Genomic DNA, 24987 nt, shown 5'->3' with positions numbered 1-24987 from the left:
GGAAATCAACCACCCGCAGGAACACGGGTGGTTTAGAGTCAGAAGCTGTATTTCAACCCTAACATGCCTTGCGTATCGCTATAACCGTTGTCGCCAATCTGCTGCGCGACGTTGCCCCACAGTTGCAGACGCTGGCTAAGCTGGCCTTCAACGCCCACTTTCAGTTCGCCAATATTACGGCTACCTTTCACTTCGTTGCTGATGTCATCCATCCGCACGCTGTAGCTGCTGGTGTTGTGGATCCAGTTGGCTTCGACAAACGGCTGGAAGGTGCGGTCTTTGCCGTCATCCATGGCGTTATGCCCCTGGATATACGCTTTTACACCCAGGCGCGTTTGCAGATTACCGTCGGTTTTATCCACCACCCGGGTGCCGTTTTTCTCAATATGGGTATCAGCCTGCACGTCCATCCAGGTGACCTGGGCTTTGGGCTGCAGCCAGTAGCTGTCCCGACCGTTGCTGCTCTCTCCGAGACGGAAGGTGTAACCGGCTTCCACCGAGGCGGTGATACCGTCTGAGTCATACTTTTCAGACGCCAGTCCCTGTCCGGAGACGGTGTTGTCGAACCAGTTGTAGAGCATCCAGGCATCGACATAGGCACCGGTTTTATTGGCGTCGTTGGCATACCAGGTGCCGTACAGACCGGCGCTGTAGCCGCTGATTTCCCCGCGAGAAGAGTATCCGGTGAGACTGGAGTGGCTGCGGCTCTTGCTGTTGGCGTAACCGGCCATCAGACCCAGATGCCAGCGATCGAGACCATCGGTGCTCCATTGCGCGATGTCGCCGCCCAGTTGCATCACGTAGCGGTTGCTCTGGGTGCTTATCTGCCCGGAACCGTCCCTGAAACGGTTATGTCCGCCGATGTGGCGCATCCACAGGCTGGTCACCTTCTGCTCGCCGGTTAACGCGTCGGTGTACTGGGTTTCACCCAGACGATCGTGGAGGCGGGTGGTGAACAGCGTGTTGGCGGCAAGGATATTTGCCAGATAGCTGCCGGTTTCCGGGCGATAGGTTTTCTCGCCTTCCGGCTGTGGCGTTGGGTCCGGTGTCGGGTCGGGATCTGGCGTTGGTTCCGGTTCCGGCACTGGGTCAGTGATAAAGGTGTTGGTCAGATACCAGTTACTGCCCTTTTTCACCACATCATAGTCATAAGCCCCCGCGACAATACGTCCGGCTTTGGCAAAAGTCCCTGCGGAATCGCCATACACTTCGACAATCTCAATACCGTTCACCGTTTGCGAGCCTGTACCGCCAATATTGTTCACCGCAACCAGCGTATGACCGGACGTGTCGCCTTCCACGATAAGTTTATCGGTAGGAGAATCGTCGCCACCCAGTGTCGTGTTCATTTTCAGCGTTCCGCCACCGTAGAAATTGCCTTCCACGGTCAGCGTCTTAAATAGGCCGTTACTCTCAGGCGGCAGGTAATTCACGATGCCGCCATCGAGAGAAATGTCGGTGACATGAGAGCTACCGGTCATATTCCACACCGCCCCCCTGGAGAGATCAAGATTGACGATACCGTTGCTGGTCGAGCCAGACGTAGCGGTATAGCTAGTGGCCGTCAGGTAGGAGTTTGCGTTATTCAGTACCATATTGAGCGTGGCATCGTTAATTGCGCCAATGTCGCCAACAACCTGTACCGTGCCGGTTTCTAAAGAATTCACGTTGATCAGGCTGTTTGCTCCACGGGAGAGCAGGGACCAGGTGGGATCGCTGTTATCTGTCATCAACAGACCTTTCTGTACATCGACAATACCACCCGCCGCGGCTTCGATACCCACGACATAGTTGGCGTGTGTATCAGACAGTGAGATGCCTAAATCATCCTGGAATTCAACTTTTGTGGTGTTACTGCCGCCATCATAAGCATAAACCGCACGTGCGGTATCGACGCCATTTTGCATGGTAATGGCGGTTTTTCCCTGAAACTGCGCCTCACTTTTCCACAGGTAAAGGCCTGTGTTGTAATATCCACCGTTGCTGGTCAGCAGAAAATCGCCTTTTGCGATAAGCGACGACTGGTCTGTCAGGGAGATGGTCCGCATCCAGTACGGGTCGATCCAACCCAAAAATTCATGCTCGTAACCGGGTCGGTTGCCCAGGTAAGTCAGGTTCTCGCCGACGATGACAGCATTGCTGTTGAAGGTGATATCCGTTGCCATCAGGTCAATTGCCCGACCACCTCCAGCCTCACCAAAGAGGTTATTTTCATCGCCACGTGAGAGCGCTTCAATCTGCGTGAGGCCGGTAAATTCGACGCTATTTCTCGTACCATAAGTGGCGTAGGGTAGCCCCGCCAGGATCCCCTGGCTGCCTTTCAGGGTGATGTAGTCAGCTTCAAATTTGGCGGTATTAATCACGTTATAGGCCGTGTTACTCGTGTTAGCGCCCGCCCTTGCGGCAAAATGTAGTGCCAGTTCATTGGCATCGATATCAATACGATCGGCTTTGATATCCACATTACTTCCTGCGGCAAGCACCATCCCCACGCGACGGTCGATAGAGTTGTCGCCCGGATCGCCGTCAACATTGATGACAAAGTTTCCGCCATCAAAGGCAAGTTCACCGTTATGCAAGCCAATACCCCAGCGGTGGGTGCTGACATATCCCGCTTGCGGCATTAGCACAGTCAAATTAACTTTATTATCGCCGTCGCTTTTGAAATCAAATTTACCGCCTGGTCCGGCAAATAAACCGTGAACATCGGCATAACTATTTGTGACTTCATTACTGACGACAATATTGCCGCCGGTGAATGTCATTGTGCCGCTGAGTGTCCCTCGCTTGTAAGCATGCAGCGTTGCACGTTCGTCTGTGGAGTGATTATTAAAACCTCTCAGCGTCAGGGTATTCCCATTGCTGATATTAATGTTCACCGCACCGTTCAGGGTGTTGATCAGCGCGCGTTGGTAATTGGCGCTGCCCGTGTAACCGCTGGCGTCTAAGGTCACATTACCCAGACTGACAGTATGGGTCCCGTTACTAATAGACGACATTGAACTGGTGAAGGTCTTATTTTCCAGCTCGGCCGATAAGACAAACGGTGAGGCGAGAAACGAACTGCCCACCACGACAGGTACAAGACATTTCCATTTTATATTTGTCATTTATGACTCTCCTTGAGATTAACGACTTATTTTTTGGCTATCAGAAACTATATTTGATGCCTAACATTCCCTGAGTATCGCTGTAGCCGTTGTCGCCAATCTGCTGCGCGACGTTGCCCCACAGTTGCAGACGCTGGCTAAGCTGGCCTTCAACGCCCACTTTCAGTTCGCCAATATTGCGGCTGCCTTTCACTTCGTTATTGATGTCATCCATCCGCACGCTGTAGCTGCTGGTGTTGTGGATCCAGTTGGCTTCGACAAACGGCTGGAAAGTGCGGTCTTTGCCGTCATCCATGGCGTTATGCCCCTGAAGATACGCTTTCACACCCAGGCGCGTTTGCAGATTGCCGTCGGTTTTATCCACCACCCGGGTACCGTTTTTCTCAATATGGGTATCAGCCTGCACGTCCATCCAGGTGACCTGGGCTTTGGGTTGAATGTACAGCGCGTTACGTTCGCTGAATTCGGCCAGTTTCCAGGTGTAGCCCGTTTCAACAGAGGCGGTAATACCGTCCGAGTCATACTTCTCGGACGCCAGTCCCTGTCCGGAGACGGTGTTGTCGAACCAGTTGTAGAGCATCCAGGCATCGACATACGCGCCGGTTTTATCGGCGTCGTTGGCATACCAGGTGCCGTACAGACCGGCGCTGTAGCCGCTGATTTCCCCGCGAGAGGAGTATCCGGTGAGACTGGAGTGGCTGCGGCTCTTGCTGTTGGCGTAACCGGCCATCAGACCCAGATGCCAGCGATCGAGACCATCGGTGCTCCATTGCGCAATGTCGCCGCCCAGTTGCATCACGTAGCGGTTGCTCTGGGTGCTTATCTGCCCGGAACCGTCCTTGAAGCGGTTATGTCCGCCGATATGGCGCATCCACAGGCTGGTCACCTTCTGCTCGCCGGTTAACGCATCGGTGTACTGGGTTTCACCCAGACGATCGTGGAGGCGGGTGGTGAACAGCGTGTTAGCGGCCAGGATGTTTGCCAGATAGCTGCCGGTTTCCGGGCGATACTGATGTGGGCCTTCCGGTGTGGGAGGCATGGGTATGACGGGTTCTTTCGGGATACCCGGTGGCGTAGGGGGAACCGGTCCTGGCAATGCCACACTGGTCAGAGACCAGTTTTGGTTATCCCGTTTTACAATGTCGTAGTCATATGCGCCCGCCACAATACGGCCTTCTTTCACAAAGGTACCGTTAGATGCGCCTTCAACGTCGATAATACGGATGCCTTCAATCGTTGGGGCACCGCTACCGCCGGCGTTGGTGACGCTGACACGCGTGGTGCCGCGGGTATCACCACGCACAACCAGCTTATCGGTCGCCGAAAGGTCATCGCCCAATACGGTACGTAAGGCCAGCAGGCCGTTGTTACCGGCGTAATCGCCGTTAATCGTTAACGTGGTTGGGGTAAAGAGGGCTTTCACTCGCGACGGGGAAGAGAGCGTTGTCGTGCCTGCCAGATCCAGCGAGTTCAGGGTTTGCGAATAGCCATTTAGATCCAGTTGCGCGCCGCTGTCCACGCGGTAATCCGATCCTGCACTTAAGGTATTCTCAACTCCCGCGCGCAGCGTGCCGTTCGCGACGTGGGTGGGGCCCTGGTAGGTGTTGGCACCGGTAAGCGTGGTTGTCCCCGAGCCGAAATGGTTCACTTCGCCGAAGCCTGTGATTTTGGCTGAGAGCACGAAGTCGTTGCTGTTGTGATTAAAGTTGAGTTCTGCCGTGCTAATACCACTGGTGTTACCAAGGTAGATCCACGGCAGATCCAGCGTTCCCGCAGCCTGTTGCGCTTCTCCTTTTGCCCCGCCGATATTCAGGATGCCGGTACTGCCTTGCCCCACAGCCAGCCAGATAAAGCTACCCGAGCTGACCGTTGCGCCATTGCTGACGGTGAGAATACCGGTGGCGTCATTGGGTAAACTTCCGTCAAAGCCACCGAGATAAATGCCCCTTGTCACATCCAGCCGCGAGTTTTCACCGTCGACCAGGGTTTCTCCATAGCCATTACGACTGGTGTTATTCGTGTTACCGACGTAGCCGATGTTCATGTGTTCACTTAAGGAGAGGGTACCGCCGCGGGTAATGACCAGGTTGCCGCGTCCCTGATCGCCGACGACGCTCCAGGCGGAGGAGACAGAAGAATTTGCGCCGTCGATGGTAACCGTTCCCTGTGCGTTTGCGGCATATTCCCCAATGCGCAGTTCATCAATGCCGCTGATTTTACTGCCGTTACTCACCAGCAGTGTTCCTGAACCATCATGGGTCCCGAGCACCAGATTCAGATTGCCCAGCGTCCAGGTTGCGCCATTGGTCAGCGTCACGCTGCCGTTCGCGCCATTACCGATCATACCGGCAGCGGTGGCAATATCACGGCCATCGATCAGCAGCGATCCGTCAGAGTTATCACCTACCCAGAGACTGCGGAAATTATCCCACGCGGGGTCGGTATTTTCCGTCGCGGAAAGTGTAATACTTTGGCCATTATTAATAATAACAGTATCATCCACACCTTTTGGTGGTGAAATATTATTATTGGCTATCGCAGTGGAGGTTAACGCAAAAGAAATCGCAATAGCTAATAGTGAGCAGGGGAATTGCATCGTATTTATTTTCATATGTTGACTCTTCCTTAAGTTAAATATTACGTCGACGCAGGGGCAAGAAAGGCCCATAAAATATTCGGTCATTCGCGGGGCGCGCATGTGAATGGAATATTGATGATTATTAATATTATTTGTGGCAGTAAAAATGACGTAATCGTTTTACTACCGATTTGCAAGGGATATTGATAGGTTAAATCTATTAACTTCCGTGAATTAGTTGAAAATGTTCAAGTGACTGCTAATTGTTTGATTAACAATATTAATTGGTTAGTGTTTTCTATCCAGGAATAGTGCGAATTTAAAACGAAAAACAACAAGATAGACGAAATTTTCGATAAGTCTGACTGGATGAATGCAAAGATTAAATATTAATCTGATTATCTATTTGAAGTGTTTAGTTACGCACGGTAGTACTTTTTTTTGAGATTTTTAGACTGGCTAATCATCATTGTCTTGATGAGTGTCAATTTCCATATTGGTAATTATCTGAAAGCCATTAGGATTATTACCAATAAATGCAAAGAGGTTTTGACAATAATCTTAATTGAAATCGTTCTGAACAGATTATTCAAATTTGATTCGTGTTTTGCAATTGATTGGAAATAGAAAGTGTGGATCTTTTTTCTTTTTATTTATATTAAACAGACTGACTTAACTATACCGTCGAATGTGAAAATCATACTGAGCAGGCTGAAACCACAAAATCAACATATCCTGGAAGGGGCTCTGGATTTTTCCTGGAAGCTGAACTAGTTATTAATCATCCTTGAATGGCGGCATGGATTCAGGGGTGATGATAGCGTCTTAACATAACCTGGAGCTTTAGTATGAAAACTGGATATAAAGTCTTGATTGCTGCGTTGGCTTTTGTGGCGACGAATGCGTTTGCTGCGGAGCTGTTAACAAAAGCTGAGTTTGAGAAGGTAGAGTCGCAGTACACCCTGATTGGAAACATCAATACCAGCAATGAAACTTCCACTCAGGACGCGAAAGAAGATCTGCTAAAAAAAGCAGAGGAAAAAGGTGCTGATGTGGTCGTGCTGACCTCCGGTCAAACCGACAACAAAATTCATGGCACCGCCAATATTTACAAGAAGAAATAATTCGTAAAATTGTCGGGTGGTTCCGGTCTGCTCTGGGTTGTAGGCTGGGTAAGACGCGGTGTATCGCCACCCGACAATTCATTCCTTCAGGCGTCGCCAGAATGTGGTTCTGCTGATCCCCAGGTAGCGGGCTGCGGCACGTTTATCCCCATTAAACTGCGCCAGTACCTGCTGCGGCGTGGCTGAAGATGCCGGGAATGAGGGCGTTTCGATCTCCGCCAGTTCCGGCAGTAACCGCTGTAATAAGTGCTCATCCAGCAGTGGCATAGGCTCAACGCTTAAAAACAGCGCCAGCCGTTCCATCAAATTGCGCAACTCGCGAATATTCCCCGGCCAGTGATATTGCAACAGAACGCAAGCGCTCTGCGTCAGTCCGGCGCGCACCGACTCGGTAAAGGGTACACTGAGCGCGGACAGCGATTGTTTTAAAAAGCCTTCCGCCAGCGACAGGATATCCGCGGGGCGTTCACGCAGAGCCGGCAGCGACAGACGTAAAATACTCAGACGATAAAACAGATCGCGACGAAACAGTCCCCGTTTCATCTCCTCTTCCAGATTACAGTGGGTGGCGCTGATCACCCGCACCGTCACCGGAATGGGGTGATGTCCACCTACCCGAGTGACCTCTTTTTCTTCCAGTACGCGCAGTAGTCGGGTTTGCAGCGGCAGCGGCATTTCACCGATCTCATCGAGAAATAGCGTCCCTCCGTGGGCGATTTCAAACAGCCCGGCACGCCCACCGCGTCGTGACCCGGTGAAGGCCCCCTCCTCATAGCCGAACAACTCCGCTTCAAGTAATGATTCAGTAATCGCGCCACAGTTGACTGCGACGAACGGATGGGTCGACTTGTCTCCACGCGTGCCTGCACGCGTACAAAACTCCCGGTGAATGGCCTGGGCCGCCAGCTCCTTCCCGGTGCCGGTTTCCCCCTGAATCAGGACAGAGGCTGGCGAGCGGGCATACAGCATAATGGTATGGCGCACTTGTTCCATCTGCGCGGACTCGCCGCGAATATCTCCCAGTTCATAGCGGGTACGCAGCGCCTGATCGGAGGCATAATGACCGGGACGGCGCTGGGTGTGGCGAGTCATGTCCAGCGCATCGCTGAAGGCCTGGCGTACCGTGGCGGCGGAATAGATAAAGATACCGGTCATGCCGGCCTCTTCCGCCAGATCGGTGATCAGCCCCGCGCCGACCACCGCCTCAACGCCGTTAGCTTTCAGTTCGCTGATCTGCCCACGCGCATCTTCTTCGGTGATATAGCTGCGCTGTTCCAGTTGCAGACTAAAGGTTTTCTGAAAGGCCATTAGCGCCGGCAGTGTCTCCTGGTAGGTCACCACGCCAATGGAAGCGGTTAGTTTTCCGGCCTTTGCCAGCGCCTGCAGGACGTCAAAACCGCTGGGTTTGATCAGGATCACCGGAATCGACAAACGGCTTTTCAGATATGCGCCGTTGGATCCGGCGGCGATGATCGCATCACAGCGTTCGGTCGCCAGCTTTTTGCGAATATAGGTGACCGCCTTTTCAAAACCGAGCTGGATTGGGGTGATGGTCGCCAGATGATCGAACTCAAGGCTGATGTCGCGAAACAGATCGAACAGTCGCGTCACCGAGACCGTCCAGATAACCGGTTTGTCATCATTCACCCGTGGGGGAAGATTTGTCGTCGCCATAGCCAACCCAAATTAAAAGGACAGAGTATTGGGTGTAGTCTTGTTTCATAATTGTTGCAATGAAACAGCAGTACGCGTTTCGTGAAACGTTAGCTGACACGCTTTTTTTCGCTCCGTGCGGCGGGGTTTATCTTATATTATTGTTATGCATAGTATTTTTTTAAAATAATCTGTAGTCATCAGCCTTTGGCATAGTCCTTGCTTTATGTGAATCAACGGTAAGTAACAAGTTGATAACACGAGGATGGACTATGTCTCTGGATTCTCCGGGTCAGGCGTTTCGCGCTGCCCTCACGAAAGAAAACCCCTTACAAATTGTCGGCACCATCAACGCCAACCATGCGTTGCTGGCCCAGCGTGCCGGGTATCAGGCGATTTACCTCTCTGGCGGCGGCGTTGCGGCCGGTTCGCTGGGACTGCCGGATCTGGGGATCTCCACGCTGGATGATGTGCTGACAGACATTCGCCGTATCACCGACGTGTGTCCGCTGCCGCTGCTGGTGGATGCCGATATCGGCTTTGGCTCTTCGGCGTTTAACGTCGCGCGCACCGTGAAGTCGATGATCAAAGCCGGGGCGGCGGCGCTACATATCGAAGATCAGATTGGTGCCAAGCGCTGCGGACATCGTCCGAATAAAGCGATCGTTTCAAAAGAAGAAATGGTCGATCGCATTCGTGCGGCGGTGGATGCCCGTACCGATCCCAACTTTGTGATCATGGCGCGTACCGATGCCCTGGCGGTGGAAGGTTTAGAGGCGGCGATCGATCGTGCGCAGGCCTATGTCGACGCGGGCGCCGACATGCTGTTTCCGGAAGCGATCACGGAGCTTTCGATGTACCGCCAGTTTGCCGATGCGGTTCAGGTTCCTGTTCTCGCCAATATCACCGAATTTGGCGCCACGCCGCTGTTCACGACCGACGAACTGCGCAGCGCTAATGTGGCGATGGCGCTCTATCCGCTCTCGGCATTCCGTGCCATGAACCGGGCTGCGGAAAAGGTCTACAACGTGCTGCGCCAGGAAGGGACGCAAAAAAGCGTCATCGACATCATGCAGACCCGCAACGAACTGTACGAAAGCATCAATTACTACCAGTACGAAGAGAAGCTGGATGCGTTGTATACCAAAAAGTAGGCCTGATAAGGCGTAGCGGCCATCAGGCAATGCCGGATGGCACTGCGTTTATCCGGCCTGGACGAAAACCCTCAATACCCTACACATGATAATAATGACGAGGACAACATGAGCGACACTACGATCCTGCAAAATAATACCCATGTCATTAAACCTAAGAAATCCGTCGCGCTGTCCGGCGTCCCGGCGGGTAACACCGCGCTGTGCACCGTCGGTAAAAGCGGTAACGATCTCCACTATCGCGGCTACGATATTCTCGATCTCGCCCAGCAGTGCGAATTTGAAGAAGTGGCGCATTTGTTGATTCACGGCAAGCTGCCAACCCGCGATGAACTTCAGGCATACAAAATCAAACTCAAAGCGCTGCGCGGATTGCCGGCCAATGTCCGTACCGTGCTGGAAGCGTTGCCGGCGGCGTCGCATCCGATGGACGTCATGCGTACCGGCGTATCGGCGCTCGGCTGTACGCTGCCGGAAAAAGAGGGACATACCGTTTCCGGGGCGCGCGATATCGCCGACAAGCTACTGGCCTCGCTCAGTTCCATTCTTCTTTACTGGTATCACTACAGCCACAACGGCGAGCGTATCCAGCCGGAAACCGATGACGACTCTATCGGCGGCCATTTCCTGCACCTGCTGCACGGCGAAAAGCCGTCGCAGAGCTGGGAAAAAGCGATGCACATCTCGCTGGTGCTGTATGCCGAGCACGAGTTCAATGCGTCCACCTTTACCAGCCGGGTGATTGCCGGGACTGGCTCCGACGTCTATTCGGCAATTATCGGCGCGATTGGCGCACTACGTGGCCCGAAACATGGCGGCGCGAACGAAGTATCTCTGGAGATTCAACAGCGCTATGAAACGCCGGACGAAGCCGAGGCCGATATCCGTAAACGCGTGGAAAACAAAGAGGTGGTGATTGGTTTCGGCCATCCGGTTTACACCCTTGCCGATCCACGTCATCAGGTGATCAAGAAGGTGGCGAAGCAGCTTTCCGAAGAAGGCGGGTCGCTAAAGATGTACAACATCGCTGACCGACTTGAAGCGGTGATGTGGGAAACGAAAAAGATGTTCCCGAATCTCGACTGGTTCTCGGCGGTCTCCTACAACATGATGGGCGTTCCCACCGAAATGTTTACTCCGCTGTTTGTTATCGCCCGCGTCACCGGTTGGGCGGCGCACATCATCGAGCAGCGTCAGGACAACAAAATCATCCGTCCGTCTGCCAATTACACCGGGCCGGAAGATCGTGTCTTTGTGCCGATTGATCGGCGCCAGTAATTCATTACCTCGAAAGATAAAAAACAGGAAACGTACCTTATGTCTGCTCAAATTTTAAATGTTCGCCCGGAATTCGATCGTGAAATCGTTGATATCGTTGACTACGTAATGAATTACGAGATCGCCTCGAAGGTGGCATATGACACTGCGCACTACTGTCTGCTCGATACGCTGGGTTGCGGTCTGGAAGCGCTGGAGTATCCGGCCTGTAAAAAGCTGATGGGGCCGATTGTTCCGGGAACCGTTGTGCCCAATGGCGTGCGTGTGCCGGGTACCCAGTTTCAGCTCGACCCGGTGCAGGCCGCTTTTAACATCGGCGCGATGATCCGTTGGCTCGACTTCAATGACACCTGGCTGGCGGCGGAATGGGGCCATCCTTCCGATAACCTCGGCGGGATCCTGGCAACCGCTGACTGGCTGTCGCGCAATGCGGTCGCGGCGGGTAAAGCGCCGTTGACGATGAAACAGGTGCTGACCGGGATGATTAAGGCCCACGAGATTCAGGGCTGTATCGCGCTGGAAAATGCGTTTAACCGCGTCGGTCTCGATCACGTTCTGTTGGTCAAAGTGGCCTCCACCGCCGTGGTCGCCGAACTGCTGGGACTGACGCGTGATGAGATCCTCAACGCGGTCTCGCTGGCGTGGGTCGATGGGCAGTCGCTGCGCACCTATCGCCATGCGCCGAATACCGGAACGCGTAAATCCTGGGCGGCAGGCGATGCGACCTCGCGCGCGGTGCGTCTGGCGCTGATGGCGAAAACCGGTGAGATGGGCTATCCGTCGGCGCTGACGGCGAAAACCTGGGGCTTTTATGATGTCTCGTTCAAAGGAGAGTCGTTCCGCTTCCAGCGTCCGTACGGCTCCTACGTGATGGAAAACGTGCTGTTCAAAATCTCTTTCCCGGCGGAGTTCCACTCTCAGACGGCGGTCGAAGCGGCAATGGCCCTGTACGCACAGATGCAGGCGGCAGGTAAGCGCGCCGCGGATATCGAGAAGGTGACCATTCGTACGCACGAAGCCTGCATTCGCATCATCGACAAGCAGGGGCCGCTGAATAACCCCGCCGACCGCGACCACTGTATTCAGTACATGGTGGCTGTCCCACTGCTGTTCGGACGCTTAACGGCGGCAGACTATGAGGACAATGTGGCGCAGGACAAACGTATCGATTCCCTGCGCGCGAAGATTCGCTGCGTTGAAGATCCGGCGTTTACCGCGGACTATCACGACCCGGAAAAACGCGCTATCGCCAATGCCATTACTCTCGAATTTACCGACGGTTCGCGTTTTGATGAGGTGGCGGTGGAGTACCCGATTGGTCACGCCCGTCGCCGGTCCGACGGGATCCCTAAACTTATCGAAAAATTCAAAATTAACCTGGCGCGGCAGTTCCCAACCCGCCAACAGCAGCGCATCCTGGATGTCTCCCTGGACAGAACTCGCCTGGAGCAGATGCCGGTCAATGAATACATGGACCTTTATGTCATCTAGAACCCTCATCAGGCGTAAGTTCAACAGGAGAGCGTTATGTCTTTTAGCGAATTTTATCAGCGTTCTGTTACGCAACCCGAATCATTCTGGGCCGAGCAGGCCCGGCGCATCGACTGGCAGCAGCCGTTTACCCGGACGCTGGATCACAGCAATCCGCCGTTTGCCCGCTGGTTTTGCGACGGTACCACCAATCTGTGTCATAACGCTGTTGACCGCTGGCTGGACAGACAACCGGATGCGCTGGCGCTGATCGCCATCTCATCCGAGACCGAAGAGGAACGCACCTTTACCTTCAGTCAGTTATATGACGAAGTGAACGTGGTGGCGTCGATGCTGCAATCGCTTGGCGTGCAGCGCGGCGATCGGGTACTGGTATACATGCCGATGATTGCCGAGGCGCATATCACGCTGCTGGCCTGCGCCCGGATTGGTGCGATCCATTCGGTGGTGTTCGGCGGTTTTGCTTCGCACAGCGTGGCGGCGCGGATCGATGATGCGAAACCGGTGCTGATTGTCTCCGCCGATGCGGGGGCGCGAGGCGGTAAAGTGCTGCCCTACAAAAAACTGCTCGATGATGCGATCGATCAGGCGCAGCATCAGCCGAAGCAGGTGCTATTGGTGGATCGCGGGCTGGCGAAAATGGCGCGCGTTGCCGGTCGCGATCTCGATTTTGCCACTCTGCGTCAGCAGCATCTCGGCGCCCGGGGGCCGGTGACGTGGCTGGAGTCCAACGAAACCTCCTGTATTCTCTATACCTCGGGCACCACCGGCAAACCCAAAGGCGTGCAGCGGGACGTCGGTGGCTATGCCGTGGCGCTGGCGACCTCAATGGACACCATTTTTGGCGGCAAAGCGGGCGGCGTGTTCTTTTGCGCGTCGGATATCGGTTGGGTTGTGGGGCACTCCTACATCGTTTATGCGCCGCTGTTAGCGGGGATGGCAACGATTGTGTATGAAGGGCTGCCGACGTATCCAGACTGTGGCGTATGGTGGAAAATCGTTGAGAAATATCAGGTTAACCGGATGTTCTCGGCACCGACCGCCATTCGCGTACTGAAGAAGTTTCCGACCGCGCAGATCCGTAATCACGACCTCTCTTCGCTGGAGGTACTCTATCTTGCGGGTGAACCGCTGGATGAACCGACCGCAAGTTGGGTGACCGAAACGCTGGGTGTGCCGGTGGTCGACAACTACTGGCAGACTGAATCCGGCTGGCCAATCATGGCGCTGGCCCGGGCGCTGGATGACCGGCCATCTCGCCTCGGCAGCCCCGGCGTACCAATGTACGGCTATAATGTGCAGTTGCTCAACGAGGTAACCGGCGAACCCTGCGGCGCCAACGAGAAGGGGATGGTGGTGATCGAAGGGCCGCTGCCGCCCGGCTGTATTCAGACTATCTGGGGCGATGACGCACGGTTTGTGAATACCTACTGGTCGCTGTTCAATCGTCAGGTATATGCCACGTTTGACTGGGGGATTCGCGACGCCGACGGCTACTACTTCATCCTCGGACGAACGGATGATGTGATCAATGTGGCCGGGCATCGGCTGGGCACGCGTGAAATCGAGGAGAGTATCTCGAGCTATCCGAACGTGGCGGAAGTGGCGGTGGTGGGGGTGAAAGATGCGCTGAAAGGGCAGGTGGCGGTGGCATTTGTCATTCCTAAACAGAGTGATAGCCTCGAGGATCCGGACGTGGCGCATTCGGAAGAGAAGGCGATCATGGCGCTGGTGGACAGTCAGATCGGCAATTTTGGTCGTCCTGCCCATGTCTGGTTTGTCTCGCAACTGCCGAAGACCCGCTCCGGCAAAATGCTCCGCCGCACGATCCAGGCGATTTGCGAGGGGCGCGATCCGGGCGATCTCACTACCCTTGACGATCCGGCGGCGCTACAGCAAATCCGTCAGGCAATGGAGGAGTAAACCGACGGCCCGGTCGCGTTGTGCTGCCGGGCCAGAAGACAGGCGGTGCTTGTTGGCAGTCTGTATATGGTCTATATTTGAACCATTATGAGACCAGGACGAACTGACAATGAAAGTCGAAACCATTAGCTATATTAAAAAAAATGCGGCGACGCTCGATCTCTCTGAACCCATCCTGGTGACACAGAATGGCGTACCGGCTTATGTTATTGAGTCTTACGACCAACAGCAGGAACGAGAGGACGCCATCGCACTGCTGAAATTGCTTACCCTGTCGGAAAAAGACAAGACAGAAGGGCGTGTATTCACCAAAGATCAGTTGTTGGATGATATTGCTAACTGAGAGTGAATCCCATCAGTAAAGGATCTTAAATGGAACATAAGATTACTTTTGAGTATACGCTGACAGTCAGACACTGTATCAACGATATTGTTCTTCACCTCCGTCGGGCAGAGATTGAGCCTCGCCCGGTGGTCGCAGATATTCTTACGCAGTTTGAAAAGGTTGTGGGTCAGTTTCCTGCGGGAAGCCAGATTTGTCCTGAGCTGTTAAAGATTGGCTGCGCAAAGTATCGCGAATTTAATCATGTAGCCGGTTACCGCGTTCTGTATTCTATTGACGGAATGCACGTCACTGCCCATGCGATTCTGGCGCATCGGCAGGATGTGCAGCAATTGCTGTTCAAGCGGTTGATTATGGTGTAATTCCCGGATCCCATAGTGGGTCAGACAAGCATAGCGCTATCAGGTAACGTTATGGCACCGTTGCCGGATGACGGCGAAAACGCCTTATCCGGCCTACAAAACCAGCCCGCAGGCCTGATAAGCGTAGCGACATCAGGCAGTTAAACTGCGCTCTAACCCCACTTCACCTGGTAATGATAACGCCCGGCGCTCAACTGATATTCTGGAGACACAGAAGGGCTCCAGGAGTCATCACCGCCGACGCCCATATGGAAACCATCAATATTCAGCCAGGTGCCGGCTTCCGGTTGCAGCAGATGGCGATGGCTGGTTTCCATCAACTGCTTCTGGCTGTAGCGACTGATGTTGAACTGGAAGTCGCCACGCCAGACGTGCGCCCCGTACTTCAGTTCCCGCGTACCACAGCGCAGACCGTTTTCGCTCGGGAAGACATACGGCGTATACATCTCATCCAGTGACAAATCCCAGCAGTCAAAACAGGCGGCGGACAGGCGATCCGGGTAGTTTTCATGTGGACCAAGTCCCAGCCAGTTCACCCGTTCTGCAACCTGCGCCAGTTGGCAGGTCAGGCCAATGCGTGCCGGATGCGGCGTACCGCTGGCGACATCGACATCAACGGCGATCTGCATTTCGCCGTGGCCGTCGATACGCCAGGTTTTACGGCTGATAAACAAGGTTTCGCCCTGATACTGCCAGGCGTGAGCGGTGGCGATCTGCACCGCGTCGGCAAGGGCGTCAGCATCGCACTGCAACAGTATCGCCTGGAGCTGATAATGTCCGGCGGCTTTCCAGCGCTCGACCCAGGCATTGGGATCGATGCGGTTCGCCTCACTGATGCCAATATCGTTATCCAGTGGCGCACGGGTGAACCGATCGATCAGCGGCGACAGTAGCTGGGCTTCATCGTCAATCCAGTATTGCGTTAAGGTGCCCTGTTGGCGGCAAAATTCCCAACGCGTCGAGCGAAGTGCTACGTGAAAGGCTGCGTCAGTGACGCTGAGTTGCGGCGCAGTACGGGCTTGCGGTGGGCGGATAACGCTCAGTTTTTCTTCCAGCGGCCACTGTTGCCAGGCGCTGACATGGCCGGCGGGCGACCAGGCGGTTGCCTGCGGTTGCTCCACGCGCACCGTTAGCCAGATCTGGCCCGCCGCGTCAGGTTGTGCAATGTCCGGCAGGGTGATGAGCTGACGACCCTGTGGGGCGATATCAAGCGTGACCTCCCCGGTGGCAATCGGGTTACCTTCCAGCGCGAGGGTCCAGCGCAGGATCTCGTTATCGCTATGGCGGAACAGGTATTCGCTGCTGATCTCAATCTGACGTTGCGCGCCAGGCAGCAGCGTGAACTGGAAAAACTGCTGTGCATGTTTCGCTTCATACAGGGAGGGATGCGGCGTGCGATCGGCAAACACCAGTCCGTTCATACAGAACTGGCGATCGTTTGGCGTGTCGCCGAAGTCGCCGCCGTACGCCGACCAGGGGTTGCCTTTGTCATCGTATTTAATCAGCGACTGATCGACCCAATCCCAGACGAAGCCGCCCTGCAAACGCGGGTACTGGCGGAACGCCTGCCAGTATTTGGCGAATCCCCCGAGGCTGTTACCCATTGCGTGGGCGTATTCGCACAAGATGAGCGGGCGCTGTTCGCCGGGCAGCGACAGCCATTTTTTGATTGACCACTTCGGTACGGCCGGGAACGGCTGATCCTGATCGACACGGGCATACATGGGGCAAATGATATCCGTCGCCGCCGTGTCCGCGCCGCCGCCTTCATATTGCACCGGGCGAGAAGGATCTTCTGATTTCAGCCAGCGATACAGCGCATCATGATTAGTGCCGTGTCCCGATTCATTCCCCAGCGACCAGATGATAATGCTGGGATGATTGCGATCGCGCTGTACCATGCGCGTCACGCGCTGACTCATGGCGGGCAGCCAGGTCGGGTCGTCGCTCAGGCGATTCATCGGCACCATGCCGTGGGTTTCGATGTTGGCCTCATCCACCACATACAGACCATAGCGATCGCAGAGCGTGTACCAGCGTGGGTGGTTCGGATAATGGGAGCAGCGCACGGCGTTAAAGTTATTCTGTTTCATCAGAATGATGTCCTGCACCATCGTCTCTTCATCCATCACCTGACCGTTTTCAGGATGATGTTCATGACGGTTGGTGCCGCGAATCAGCAGGGGCTTACCGTTCAACAACAGCAGTCCGTTTTCAATGCCCACCTGGCGGAAGCCGACATCGCAGGCCTCAGCTTCAATAAGTATGCCGTCAGCGGTATGTAGCTGTACGACCGCGCGATAAAGATACGGCGTTTCGGCGCTCCACAGTGAAGGATGGTCGACATTCAGACGCAGAGTCGTGCGATCGCCGTACGCACCGCGCTCATCAATAATTTCACTGCCAAAAGGCGCGGTGCTTTCGTCCGTCAGCACGTCGCCATCCCACAGTTGAACGGTCACACGCAGACTGTCATGCCACTCACCGCGCATTCTGACGTCGGCTGTAAATATTGCCCGGCTGAAATCCTCGTTAAGGTGGGTGGTGATACGTAGATCGCTGATTTGGGTGGCGGGTTTGTTTAACAGGGAGACATCGCGGAAGATACCGCTCATCCGCCACATATCCTGATCTTCCAGATAGCTGCCATCGCTCCAGCGCAGCACCATCACTGCCAGACGGTTCTCACCGCTGACCAGAAACTCGCTGAGATCAAATTCAGACGGCAGGCGGCTGTCCTGACCATAGCCCACCCATCGCCCGTTGCACCAGAGATGAAAAGCGGAATTTACGCCATCAAAGATAATTCGCGTCTGCCCATCGCGACGTTCGGCGTCGCTGATAGTGAATGTGAGCGAATAACATCCCGTCGCGTTTTCATGCGGCACATACGGCGGATTCACCGGGATCGGATAGGTCACGTTGGTATAAATGGGCGCGTCATAGCCGTGCATCTGCCAGTTTGATGGCACCGCGATCGTATCGGCGTTATCCAGATCGCGCTGTCGCCAACCTTCTGGCACCGCTTCCGGTGAAGCGAACCAGTTGAACTTCCATGCGCCGTTGAGGCTGCGAACACTGGATGAGGGATGGTTATCACGTGCCTCTGCGGCATCGCGCCAACTGGCAAAAGGAGGATGCGCCTCCAGACGGTTAAGTTGTGTGACGCCGGGATTTTCCCAGTCGCGGCGAGCCAGTACGGCGGCGAGGGAGTCCGTATTCAGAGGCATGGCGGTATCCTGTTAAGCATATTGTTCGTTCGCAGGTTGCTGAAGATACGGTGCGCAGTGAAAGCCTGTAAAGATGAGAAAGAGGAATGAGTGAAGTCACTCACTCAGAATTTGCGTTCATAACGCCGCGAAAGGTTTTTCGCCATTCAGCCGGGCTGACGCCGAAGCGGGACTTAAAATGTTGACGCCAGGTCACCGGGGACAGAAAACCGACCTCCCCGGCGATACGCTCAACGGGAAGGGAGGTGCATTCCAGCAGTTCCTGGCTGCGGCGCAGGCGTTCATTGATCAACCATTGGGCGACGCCTGAGCCGGTTGCTTGCATAAAGTGACGGCTCAGGGAGCGGCGACTCATCATCACCTTTTTCGCCAGCGAATCCAGGTCGTGCTGTTCATGGCTATGCTGGCGCAGATAGTCCAGCAGGCGGTTAATCCGTTGATCCTGCGTATTTTTCGCCACCGGTTGAGCAATAAACTGCGCCTGACCGCCCTCGCGATGCGGCGGCACAATCATCCGGCGCGCAATCTGATTCGCTACCGTGCTGCCAAATCGTTGGCGGATGAGATACAGACAGCAGTCGAGCACGGCGGCGGTGCCTGCCGAGGTGATGATACCGTCATCGTCGACGTACAGGGCGTTGATATCCAGGTGCGCGTCGGGAAAACGCGCCTGAAAATCGGCTTCAAACTCCCAGTGGGTGGCGGCGCGCCTGCCGTCCAGCAGTCCGGCATAACCGAGGACAAACGCGCCCAGGCACAGCCCGACCACCTGCGCGCCGTTTTGTCGGGCCTGAACCAGCGCATCGAGCAGCGACTGCGGCGGGCGAAGCGAGGGCGTTCCCCACCAGGGGACAATCACAATATCGGCAACGGTCACCGCCGCCAGTCCCTGAGGGGCGGTGACGGAAAAGCCCTCCCGGGAGGTAACAACACCGGGGGTTTCAGCGCAAACCTGAACCTCAAAACGTTTTTTTGCCGCCGCTTTTTCACTGAACATGATGCATGGCACCGAGAAGTGAAACGGACTGAAATCTTCAGCGGCGACGATCGCGACGGTGACGGGGCGCATACGTTTCCTCGGCTGGGGTTAGAACGTCAGGGTTTCCCCATCTTCCGGTACCTGGACATATTCTGCAATCTGGTTATCGCGGGCGTATTCCCTGAGCGCGGTACGCGTCAGCAGGCAGTGGTTTATCGCTTCCATGTGAATCGCCACAATCTGCGCATCAGGCAGAACGAAGTGGGTTTTCAGCACATCTTCAGCCCCCATGATGATGGCACCAAAACCGATCACGTGCGCAAACCCGGCGTTCAGTATCACCACATCAGGCTGGAATGTGACCATGTTGGCTTCGACCTCATCGCGCCAGATAGTATCGCCGACCAGATACAGCGTTTTTTCTTGTGGGTGCTGGAACACAATCCCGCAGGCATCACCCATTCGCTCAGCCATGGCGGGAATGGCGTACAGCCGGTCGGATCCATGCTGGCCGCCCGTTTTACGCAACGTGATCTCGCCCAGCCGGGTATTGTCCGTCAGCACCGTGAGTCGGCTAAAACCCTGCGTCCGCAGGGTTTGCGCATCCTGTTCGTTCTGTACGTAAATCGGCTTCTCTTTCGGCACGACCTTTGCGGCGATGTCGTCCCAGTGGTCCGCATGGAGATGGGTGACGATCAGCGCATCGGCCTGCAACAGGGTGTTGAGATCGCAAGGGAGTTCAACCGTTGGATTACGGAGCCCCGCCCGCGCCGTGCCGGGAAAACCGGGGTACGCACCTTTCGGGGCAAGCATCGGATCGACGAGAAAGGTTGTCCCCCCAAAGGTAATCAACTGGGTGGCGTTGCGAATATGGGTGATGTTCATGGTGATACTCCACGTGAGGGGCCAGTGGCGTTATCCTGGAGTGTTGACCAGAAACTGCATATGGGCAAATGGGCGAATAACGATGGGATTGGGCCAACAGGGTGAACCCCAACAGTGAAACAGAAGTGCTATGCGGCTTTTCCGTGGCGTCGCAGCGATATTCACCGCGCGATAGCCAGGAGATGTTATATCCTCAGTCAGAAGCATAATTGAGAAGCCTTTACGAACATGATAATAAAAATATGAACGTCTTTTCTAAATATCCTGTCTTATTTAACGGGGTTAAGATGAAATAAAAAAGCATAAAAGGATTTAAACGTTGACGGGGTTATATCGTTGACAAGGGAGGTAACGTCTTGTTTTTGTCATAAATTAACGTGGGTGTTTTTTTTAATAGTCATGATCATATTAAATGAGTTCTTGTAAGGTTTTAATTTATCCTGTTGTTTTTATTGATTTAATATTGTGAAATGGTTAGGTAGAAAATAATTTAAGATCATTTTTTAAATAATTTACCGCGTTTACTCTTCGATATGGATTTGATAGCTTCCAATACAATCTTTATTTTCCTTTGAATTTAATTTAATTTTTATTGCTAATTTTTTGTTTCCTGTTTTTTTCTACTTTGTTTACTAATTTAACAACAGTGAGAAATTAACTTAATTTTGTGAAAATTAGCAAGGGAGTTATTAATGCAACATTTTCGCAGAAACCAGATAGCGTTATTGATCGCATCGATCTTCATATCCTCCGGACCGGCAACAAGCGCCACGATTCATGTCGATGGTTCATTTCCTTATGCGGCGCAATCCAACACTGGGACTCACGGGGTTAATGGCGGCAGTGAAGGTGCCGGAGCCGGGTATGTCTTATCGCCGAACCCGGAAACTACCGCGGCGGATAACAGCGTAAGCGTCGGTAGTGGCACCACGATAACCGGCGGTAATGGCTACGCGGGCGGCGATGGCGGCGACGGAATGTCCGGTAATAGTGTAACCATCAGCAACAGCGGAAAGATTATTGGTGGAGAGGGTAGCTATAGCGTTAGTGGCAGTGGCACAGGTGGTGTGGGAATATCGGGTACGGACCTGTCGATAACCAATTCTCGTACCGGCTCCATCACCGGTGGCGAAGGGGATAGACGTTCCGCTAGCGGTGCGGGTATCTCTGGTAACCGTCTCATGATAACCAACGATGGTGCGATTACCGGAGGCGATGGCAGTTACGGCTATGATGACTACAGCGGGACGAGCGGTATTGGCGGCGCTGGCATATCAGGTACCGATCTGACGATCATTAATACTTACCGTATTACCGGTGGTGACGGTGATTCCAGTGGCAAGGGAGGCGATGCCATATCGGGTTCCGCGCTGACCATCACCAACAGCGGCGCTATTCTCGGCGGCGGAGGGGGATATGGTTATGATGGGGTTGAAGGTGGCAATGCCGGTGCCGGAATTACCGGCAGTAATATGGTCATCGACAATCTTGCCCGTGGATCAATTACGGGTGGTCGAGGCAATTCCAGACGATTAGGGGGCGATGCTATATCAGGTTCCGCTCTGACCATAACCAATGGCGGATCCATCGTCGGTGGCGAAGGGGGATTTGGCTATGGAGAAGATGCCGGCAATGCGGGTGCTGGAATATCCGGTAGCGATATGACCATTCATAATTTAGCGGGTGCTTCAGTGATCGGCGGTGAAGGCGGCTATGGCGGCCTGGACGATGCAGGTGGCGCCGGAATGCCTACCGCAGGCGGCACGGGAATACTTGGCGATAATATGACCATCACCAACGGCGGCTCCATTACCGGTGGTGAAGGGGGGTTTGCCGGCGGCGATACGACAAGCCCTGACGGCGCAGACGGCGGTGCGGCTATATCCGGTCGCAATCTGACCATCAGTAATCTGGCTGGTGGCACCATCACTGGCGGAGAAGGCAATTACAGCGGCAGCAGAGAGAATACTAACACCAGTGACGGCGGCAACGGCGGCATCGGAATATTCGGTGACAGTCTGAGGATTAACAACAGCGGTTCTGTCGTCGGGGGCAGAGGCAGTTACGGCAGCAACGGCGGCGCTAACGGTGCAGGTGGCGCAGCGATATCCGGCAGCAATCTGGCGATAATCAATAACAGCGCTATCACCGGAGGTGCACCCTACAGGAGCGGTGGCGAAGCGGGGGCGGCTCTCAGTCTTACCGGCGGCAGCAATCTGCTGACGCTGAATACCGGCTCAACTATCACCGGCGATGTCAGGCTTGCAGACGGTGCGAGCGACAGCGCGACAACGTTGCAGATCGTCAACAATGACGCGGCAAACAGAGCCATCAACGGTAATCTGACCGTGGGTCAGGCAGCCAGCGTGACGCTGACGGAACGCCCCATTGAATTTTCCGGTAACGCGTCGTTTGCCGAAGGGGCGTCGCTCACCCTTGGCGAAGGCGTCAGCCTCAAGGCGGCGTCTCTCTCGGTTGGTGATAACGCATCGCTTAATGCCAGTATCACTCGCTGGGATATGCACGACATTCTGCTGGTTGAAACCACCAACGGTATTACGGGCGCGTTTTCTTACAGTAATGCCCTCGTCGCGGGCATGAACCAGCCGGACTTTGCCTATATCAACGCAGGCTCCCGGATTATTCAATACTCCCTGTACTGGAACGGTCTGGACGCCGACGCGCACGGGACGTTCACGCTGGATGAGGGCAGAACCTTCGATCTTGGCGTCGCTCTGGCTGACAATACGGCGCACGTCAACCCGGCCTGGGACGGTAAAAGTCTGACCAAAGCGGGAGACGGTACGCTGATACTGTCAGCGGAAAATACTTATACCGGGTCGACCTATGTCAGCGAAGGCATGCTGAAGACGACGACGCCGAATGCATTCGCCAATACCTCTGGCGTAACCGTCGGCGAGGAAGGGACGCTTAACCTTAACGGCAACAGCCAGATCGTCAACGCGTTGGATAACCGTGGAACCCTGCTGATTGATGATTATGGTGTGCCACCGTCTTCTCCTCTCAGCGTCATGCTGACTGGCAATGTCACGAACAGCGGCAATATTATTCTCAACAACAGCGCAACCAGCGCCGGGAATACGCTGACTATCGATGGCGACTATGCGGGTAACGGCGGCAGCCTTTCGCTGGGCACCGTTCTAGGCGGCGACAGCAGCCTGACGGACAAACTGGTGATTACCGGCAACGCAACCGGCACAACCTACGTGCAGGTTAGCAACGAGAATGGTTCAGGGGCCTTGCTGCATGAAGGGATTAAAATCATTGAAACCGGTAGTTCTACGGCTGAGGCCTTTGTTCAACGTGGTCGCATCGTGGCGGGCAGTTATGAATATCACGTGAAGCAGGGAACGGCTTCCGGTAGTGACAGTAATAACTGGTATTTAACCAGTCTGACGGACAGCCCAGATCCTGACGATTCCTCTGATGTTGTCGATAACGATCGACCAGCACTAGGCGATTCCTCTGACGCGGTCAATATCTATCGCCCTGAGGGAGGGAGCTACGCCAGCAACCTGGCGGCAGCGAATACGCTGTTTAACACCCGATTGCAGGACCGTCAGGGAGGATCCTGGTATACCGACCCTGTCACAGGGGAACGTCACATGACCAGCATGTGGCTGCGTACCTCGGGCGGGCGCAATAAGAGCCGGATGCCTGACGATCAGAACACCGCTTCATCTAACCGCGTTGTCGTGCAGGTCGGCGGCTCGCTGATCCAGGGCAGCGCGAACGGTACGGATAGCTATCAGTTGGGCGCAATGGCGGGCTATGGTAAGCAGGATAACGACATCCATAACAGATTGTCAGGCTACGGTTCTCGTGGCGAGGTGAGCGGCTACAGCGCCGGTTTGTACGGAACCTGGTATCAGAACGCCGTCGATAAAACCGGCCTGTATGTTGATTCCTGGGTGCTTTATAACTGGTTTGACAATACGGTTAAAGGTGATGAGATTGCTCAGGAGAGCTACAAAAGCAAGGGGCTGACGGCGTCGCTGGAGTCGGGATACGCTTTCCATATGGGGTCATTCACCACGGCTGGCGACATGGAAGGTAACGTCTATCTTCGCCCACAGGCACAGGCCACCTGGATGGGGGTGAAGGCTAACGACCATACGGAGAAAAACGGCACGCGGGTTCAGGGCCAGGGTGACAATAATATTCAGACCCGTCTGGGTATGCGCCTTTACGTCAATGGCAAAAACGCCACGGAAAAAGGAACCGTACGCGAGTTTGAACCCTTTATCGAGGCGAACTGGATACACAACACGAAGCAGTACGGCGTCAGAATGAATGACACGAGTACCTCCCTGCAAGGAAGTCGAAACGTCGGTGAGGTGAAAGTGGGCGTCGAGGGGCGGTTGACCCGGGATCTGAGCGTTTGGGGCAACGTGGCGCAACAAATGGGGAATAACGGCTTTCACGACACGAGCGGCGTATTGGGGATAAAATACCAGTTCTAGCCATCACGATGTGCTTCCTGTCATCCCGGCTTCTCCGCCGGGATGATGTTTTAACGCTTAGTGCCACATTGCGTGGTAAATATTCGCTGAAATTTGCGAATACCTTCCCGGCTGTCATTCTGTTGAATGATCACTCGCGCAGCATTCCCACTTTCGTCTTAGTGCCGGGCAGCTTTGCCATTGCCAGAGTATAGATAACGTCCTGAACGGGAGGCGTTATGAGCTGGCGACCCATTCTTTTCCTTATTGTTAATCCATCCCCGCGATTAAGTGCGCCACGCGGACAGTTGCGGCTGGTACAGGGGTGACGGCTGACGCCTTATCCGGCCTACGGATTTTGTAGGCCTGATAAGCGCAGCGCCATCAGGCATGACATCGCTGAGTTTCCGACGC

14 protein-coding genes are annotated in these 24987 nt (G+C 54.6%); 8 read left to right on the top strand and 6 right to left on the bottom strand.

From position 1 onward, the window contains the following. Positions 1-38: 38 nt before the first annotated feature. Both I6L53_RS16885 and I6L53_RS16880 read right to left on the bottom strand, forming a co-directional pair. Positions 39-3110, bottom strand: coding sequence for an autotransporter outer membrane beta-barrel domain-containing protein (locus tag I6L53_RS16885; RefSeq protein ID WP_052425420.1), 3072 nt, complete (start codon positions 3108-3110; stop codon positions 39-41). A 40-nt stretch (positions 3111-3150) separates the two neighbouring features. Next, entirely contained in the window at positions 3151-5721 is a 2571-nt protein-coding gene (locus I6L53_RS16880; protein WP_052425419.1) for an autotransporter outer membrane beta-barrel domain-containing protein, read from the bottom strand. An 815-nt stretch (positions 5722-6536) separates the two neighbouring features. On the opposite strand from I6L53_RS16880, the gene yahO reads away from it, so the two are divergent. Next, entirely contained in the window at positions 6537-6812 is a 276-nt protein-coding gene (yahO, locus tag I6L53_RS16875; protein WP_042324669.1) for a DUF1471 family periplasmic protein YahO, read from the top strand. A 78-nt stretch (positions 6813-6890) separates the two neighbouring features. On the opposite strand, the gene prpR is transcribed toward yahO, so the two are convergent. Continuing rightward, positions 6891-8486 carry a propionate catabolism operon regulatory protein PrpR gene (gene prpR / locus I6L53_RS16870; RefSeq protein WP_042324667.1) on the bottom strand — a complete coding sequence of 532 codons (1596 nt, stop codon included), beginning with the start codon at positions 8484-8486 and terminating at the stop codon, positions 6891-6893. Between the two features lie 251 nt (positions 8487-8737). On the opposite strand from prpR, the gene prpB reads away from it, so the two are divergent. The 6 genes from prpB to I6L53_RS16840 all read left to right on the top strand — a co-directional run bounded on the left by prpB (position 8738) and on the right by I6L53_RS16840 (position 15016). Beyond that, positions 8738-9619, top strand: coding sequence for a methylisocitrate lyase (gene prpB / locus I6L53_RS16865; RefSeq protein ID WP_042324666.1), 882 nt, complete (start codon positions 8738-8740; stop codon positions 9617-9619). Between the two features lie 108 nt (positions 9620-9727). Beyond that, positions 9728-10897: a bifunctional 2-methylcitrate synthase/citrate synthase gene (gene prpC, locus I6L53_RS16860; RefSeq protein WP_042324865.1), complete on the top strand. Its 1170-nt coding sequence runs from the start codon at positions 9728-9730 to the stop codon at positions 10895-10897. A 39-nt stretch (positions 10898-10936) separates the two neighbouring features. Beyond that, complete coding sequence (locus I6L53_RS16855) at positions 10937-12388, top strand: bifunctional 2-methylcitrate dehydratase/aconitate hydratase (RefSeq protein ID WP_042324664.1); 1452 nt, start codon at positions 10937-10939, stop codon at positions 12386-12388. A 36-nt stretch (positions 12389-12424) separates the two neighbouring features. Then, a complete protein-coding gene (gene prpE, locus I6L53_RS16850) occupies positions 12425-14311 on the top strand; it encodes a propionate--CoA ligase (protein ID WP_042324663.1) in 1887 nt (628 codons plus the stop codon). Positions 14312-14420: 109 nt separating this feature from the next. Beyond that, positions 14421-14654, top strand: a complete 234-nt coding sequence (locus I6L53_RS16845) for a type II toxin-antitoxin system Phd/YefM family antitoxin (protein WP_042324659.1) — start codon at positions 14421-14423, stop codon at positions 14652-14654. 29 nt (positions 14655-14683) lie between these two features. Further along, positions 14684-15016 (top strand): hypothetical protein, encoded by a 333-nt coding sequence (locus I6L53_RS16840; RefSeq protein ID WP_042324657.1) that lies wholly within the window; start codon positions 14684-14686, stop codon positions 15014-15016. Between the two features lie 152 nt (positions 15017-15168). Here I6L53_RS16840 and I6L53_RS16835 read toward each other — a convergent pair whose 3' ends face one another. The 3 genes from I6L53_RS16835 to I6L53_RS16825 all read right to left on the bottom strand — a co-directional run bounded on the left by I6L53_RS16835 (position 15169) and on the right by I6L53_RS16825 (position 20110). Continuing rightward, positions 15169-18246, bottom strand: a complete 3078-nt coding sequence (locus I6L53_RS16835; RefSeq protein ID WP_042324655.1) for a beta-galactosidase — start codon at positions 18244-18246, stop codon at positions 15169-15171. 100 nt (positions 18247-18346) lie between these two features. Further along, positions 18347-19315 (bottom strand): GlxA family transcriptional regulator, encoded by a 969-nt coding sequence (locus I6L53_RS16830; RefSeq protein WP_042324653.1) that lies wholly within the window; start codon positions 19313-19315, stop codon positions 18347-18349. An 18-nt stretch (positions 19316-19333) separates the two neighbouring features. Continuing rightward, complete coding sequence (locus I6L53_RS16825; protein WP_042324650.1) at positions 19334-20110, bottom strand: MBL fold metallo-hydrolase; 777 nt, start codon at positions 20108-20110, stop codon at positions 19334-19336. 692 nt (positions 20111-20802) lie between these two features. On the opposite strand from I6L53_RS16825, the gene I6L53_RS16820 reads away from it, so the two are divergent. After that, positions 20803-24594, top strand: coding sequence for an autotransporter outer membrane beta-barrel domain-containing protein (locus I6L53_RS16820; protein WP_052425418.1), 3792 nt, complete (start codon positions 20803-20805; stop codon positions 24592-24594). Positions 24595-24987: the final 393 nt, after the last annotated feature.

Origin of the sequence: Citrobacter farmeri, from assembly GCF_019048065.1 — a bacterium.
Taxonomy (GTDB): Bacteria; Pseudomonadota; Gammaproteobacteria; order Enterobacterales; family Enterobacteriaceae; genus Citrobacter_A; species Citrobacter_A farmeri.
This window is presented reverse-complemented; position numbering and strand designations above follow the sequence as displayed.

Coding starts and splice junctions, on each gene's coding strand:
- I6L53_RS16820 (WP_052425418.1), top strand. CDS start 20,803: ATGCAACATTTTCGCAGAAACCAGATAGCGTTATTGATCGCATCGATC.
- prpR (WP_042324667.1), bottom strand. CDS start 8,486: ATGGCGACGACAAATCTTCCCCCACGGGTGAATGATGACAAACCGGTT.
- I6L53_RS16845 (WP_042324659.1), top strand. CDS start 14,421: ATGAAAGTCGAAACCATTAGCTATATTAAAAAAAATGCGGCGACGCTC.
- I6L53_RS16835 (WP_042324655.1), bottom strand. CDS start 18,246: ATGCCTCTGAATACGGACTCCCTCGCCGCCGTACTGGCTCGCCGCGAC.
- I6L53_RS16830 (WP_042324653.1), bottom strand. CDS start 19,315: ATGCGCCCCGTCACCGTCGCGATCGTCGCCGCTGAAGATTTCAGTCCG.
- yahO (WP_042324669.1), top strand. CDS start 6,537: ATGAAAACTGGATATAAAGTCTTGATTGCTGCGTTGGCTTTTGTGGCG.
- I6L53_RS16885 (WP_052425420.1), bottom strand. CDS start 3,110: ATGACAAATATAAAATGGAAATGTCTTGTACCTGTCGTGGTGGGCAGT.
- prpE (WP_042324663.1), top strand. CDS start 12,425: ATGTCTTTTAGCGAATTTTATCAGCGTTCTGTTACGCAACCCGAATCA.
- I6L53_RS16855 (WP_042324664.1), top strand. CDS start 10,937: ATGTCTGCTCAAATTTTAAATGTTCGCCCGGAATTCGATCGTGAAATC.
- I6L53_RS16825 (WP_042324650.1), bottom strand. CDS start 20,110: ATGAACATCACCCATATTCGCAACGCCACCCAGTTGATTACCTTTGGG.
- prpB (WP_042324666.1), top strand. CDS start 8,738: ATGTCTCTGGATTCTCCGGGTCAGGCGTTTCGCGCTGCCCTCACGAAA.
- I6L53_RS16880 (WP_052425419.1), bottom strand. CDS start 5,721: ATGAAAATAAATACGATGCAATTCCCCTGCTCACTATTAGCTATTGCG.
- prpC (WP_042324865.1), top strand. CDS start 9,728: ATGAGCGACACTACGATCCTGCAAAATAATACCCATGTCATTAAACCT.
- I6L53_RS16840 (WP_042324657.1), top strand. CDS start 14,684: ATGGAACATAAGATTACTTTTGAGTATACGCTGACAGTCAGACACTGT.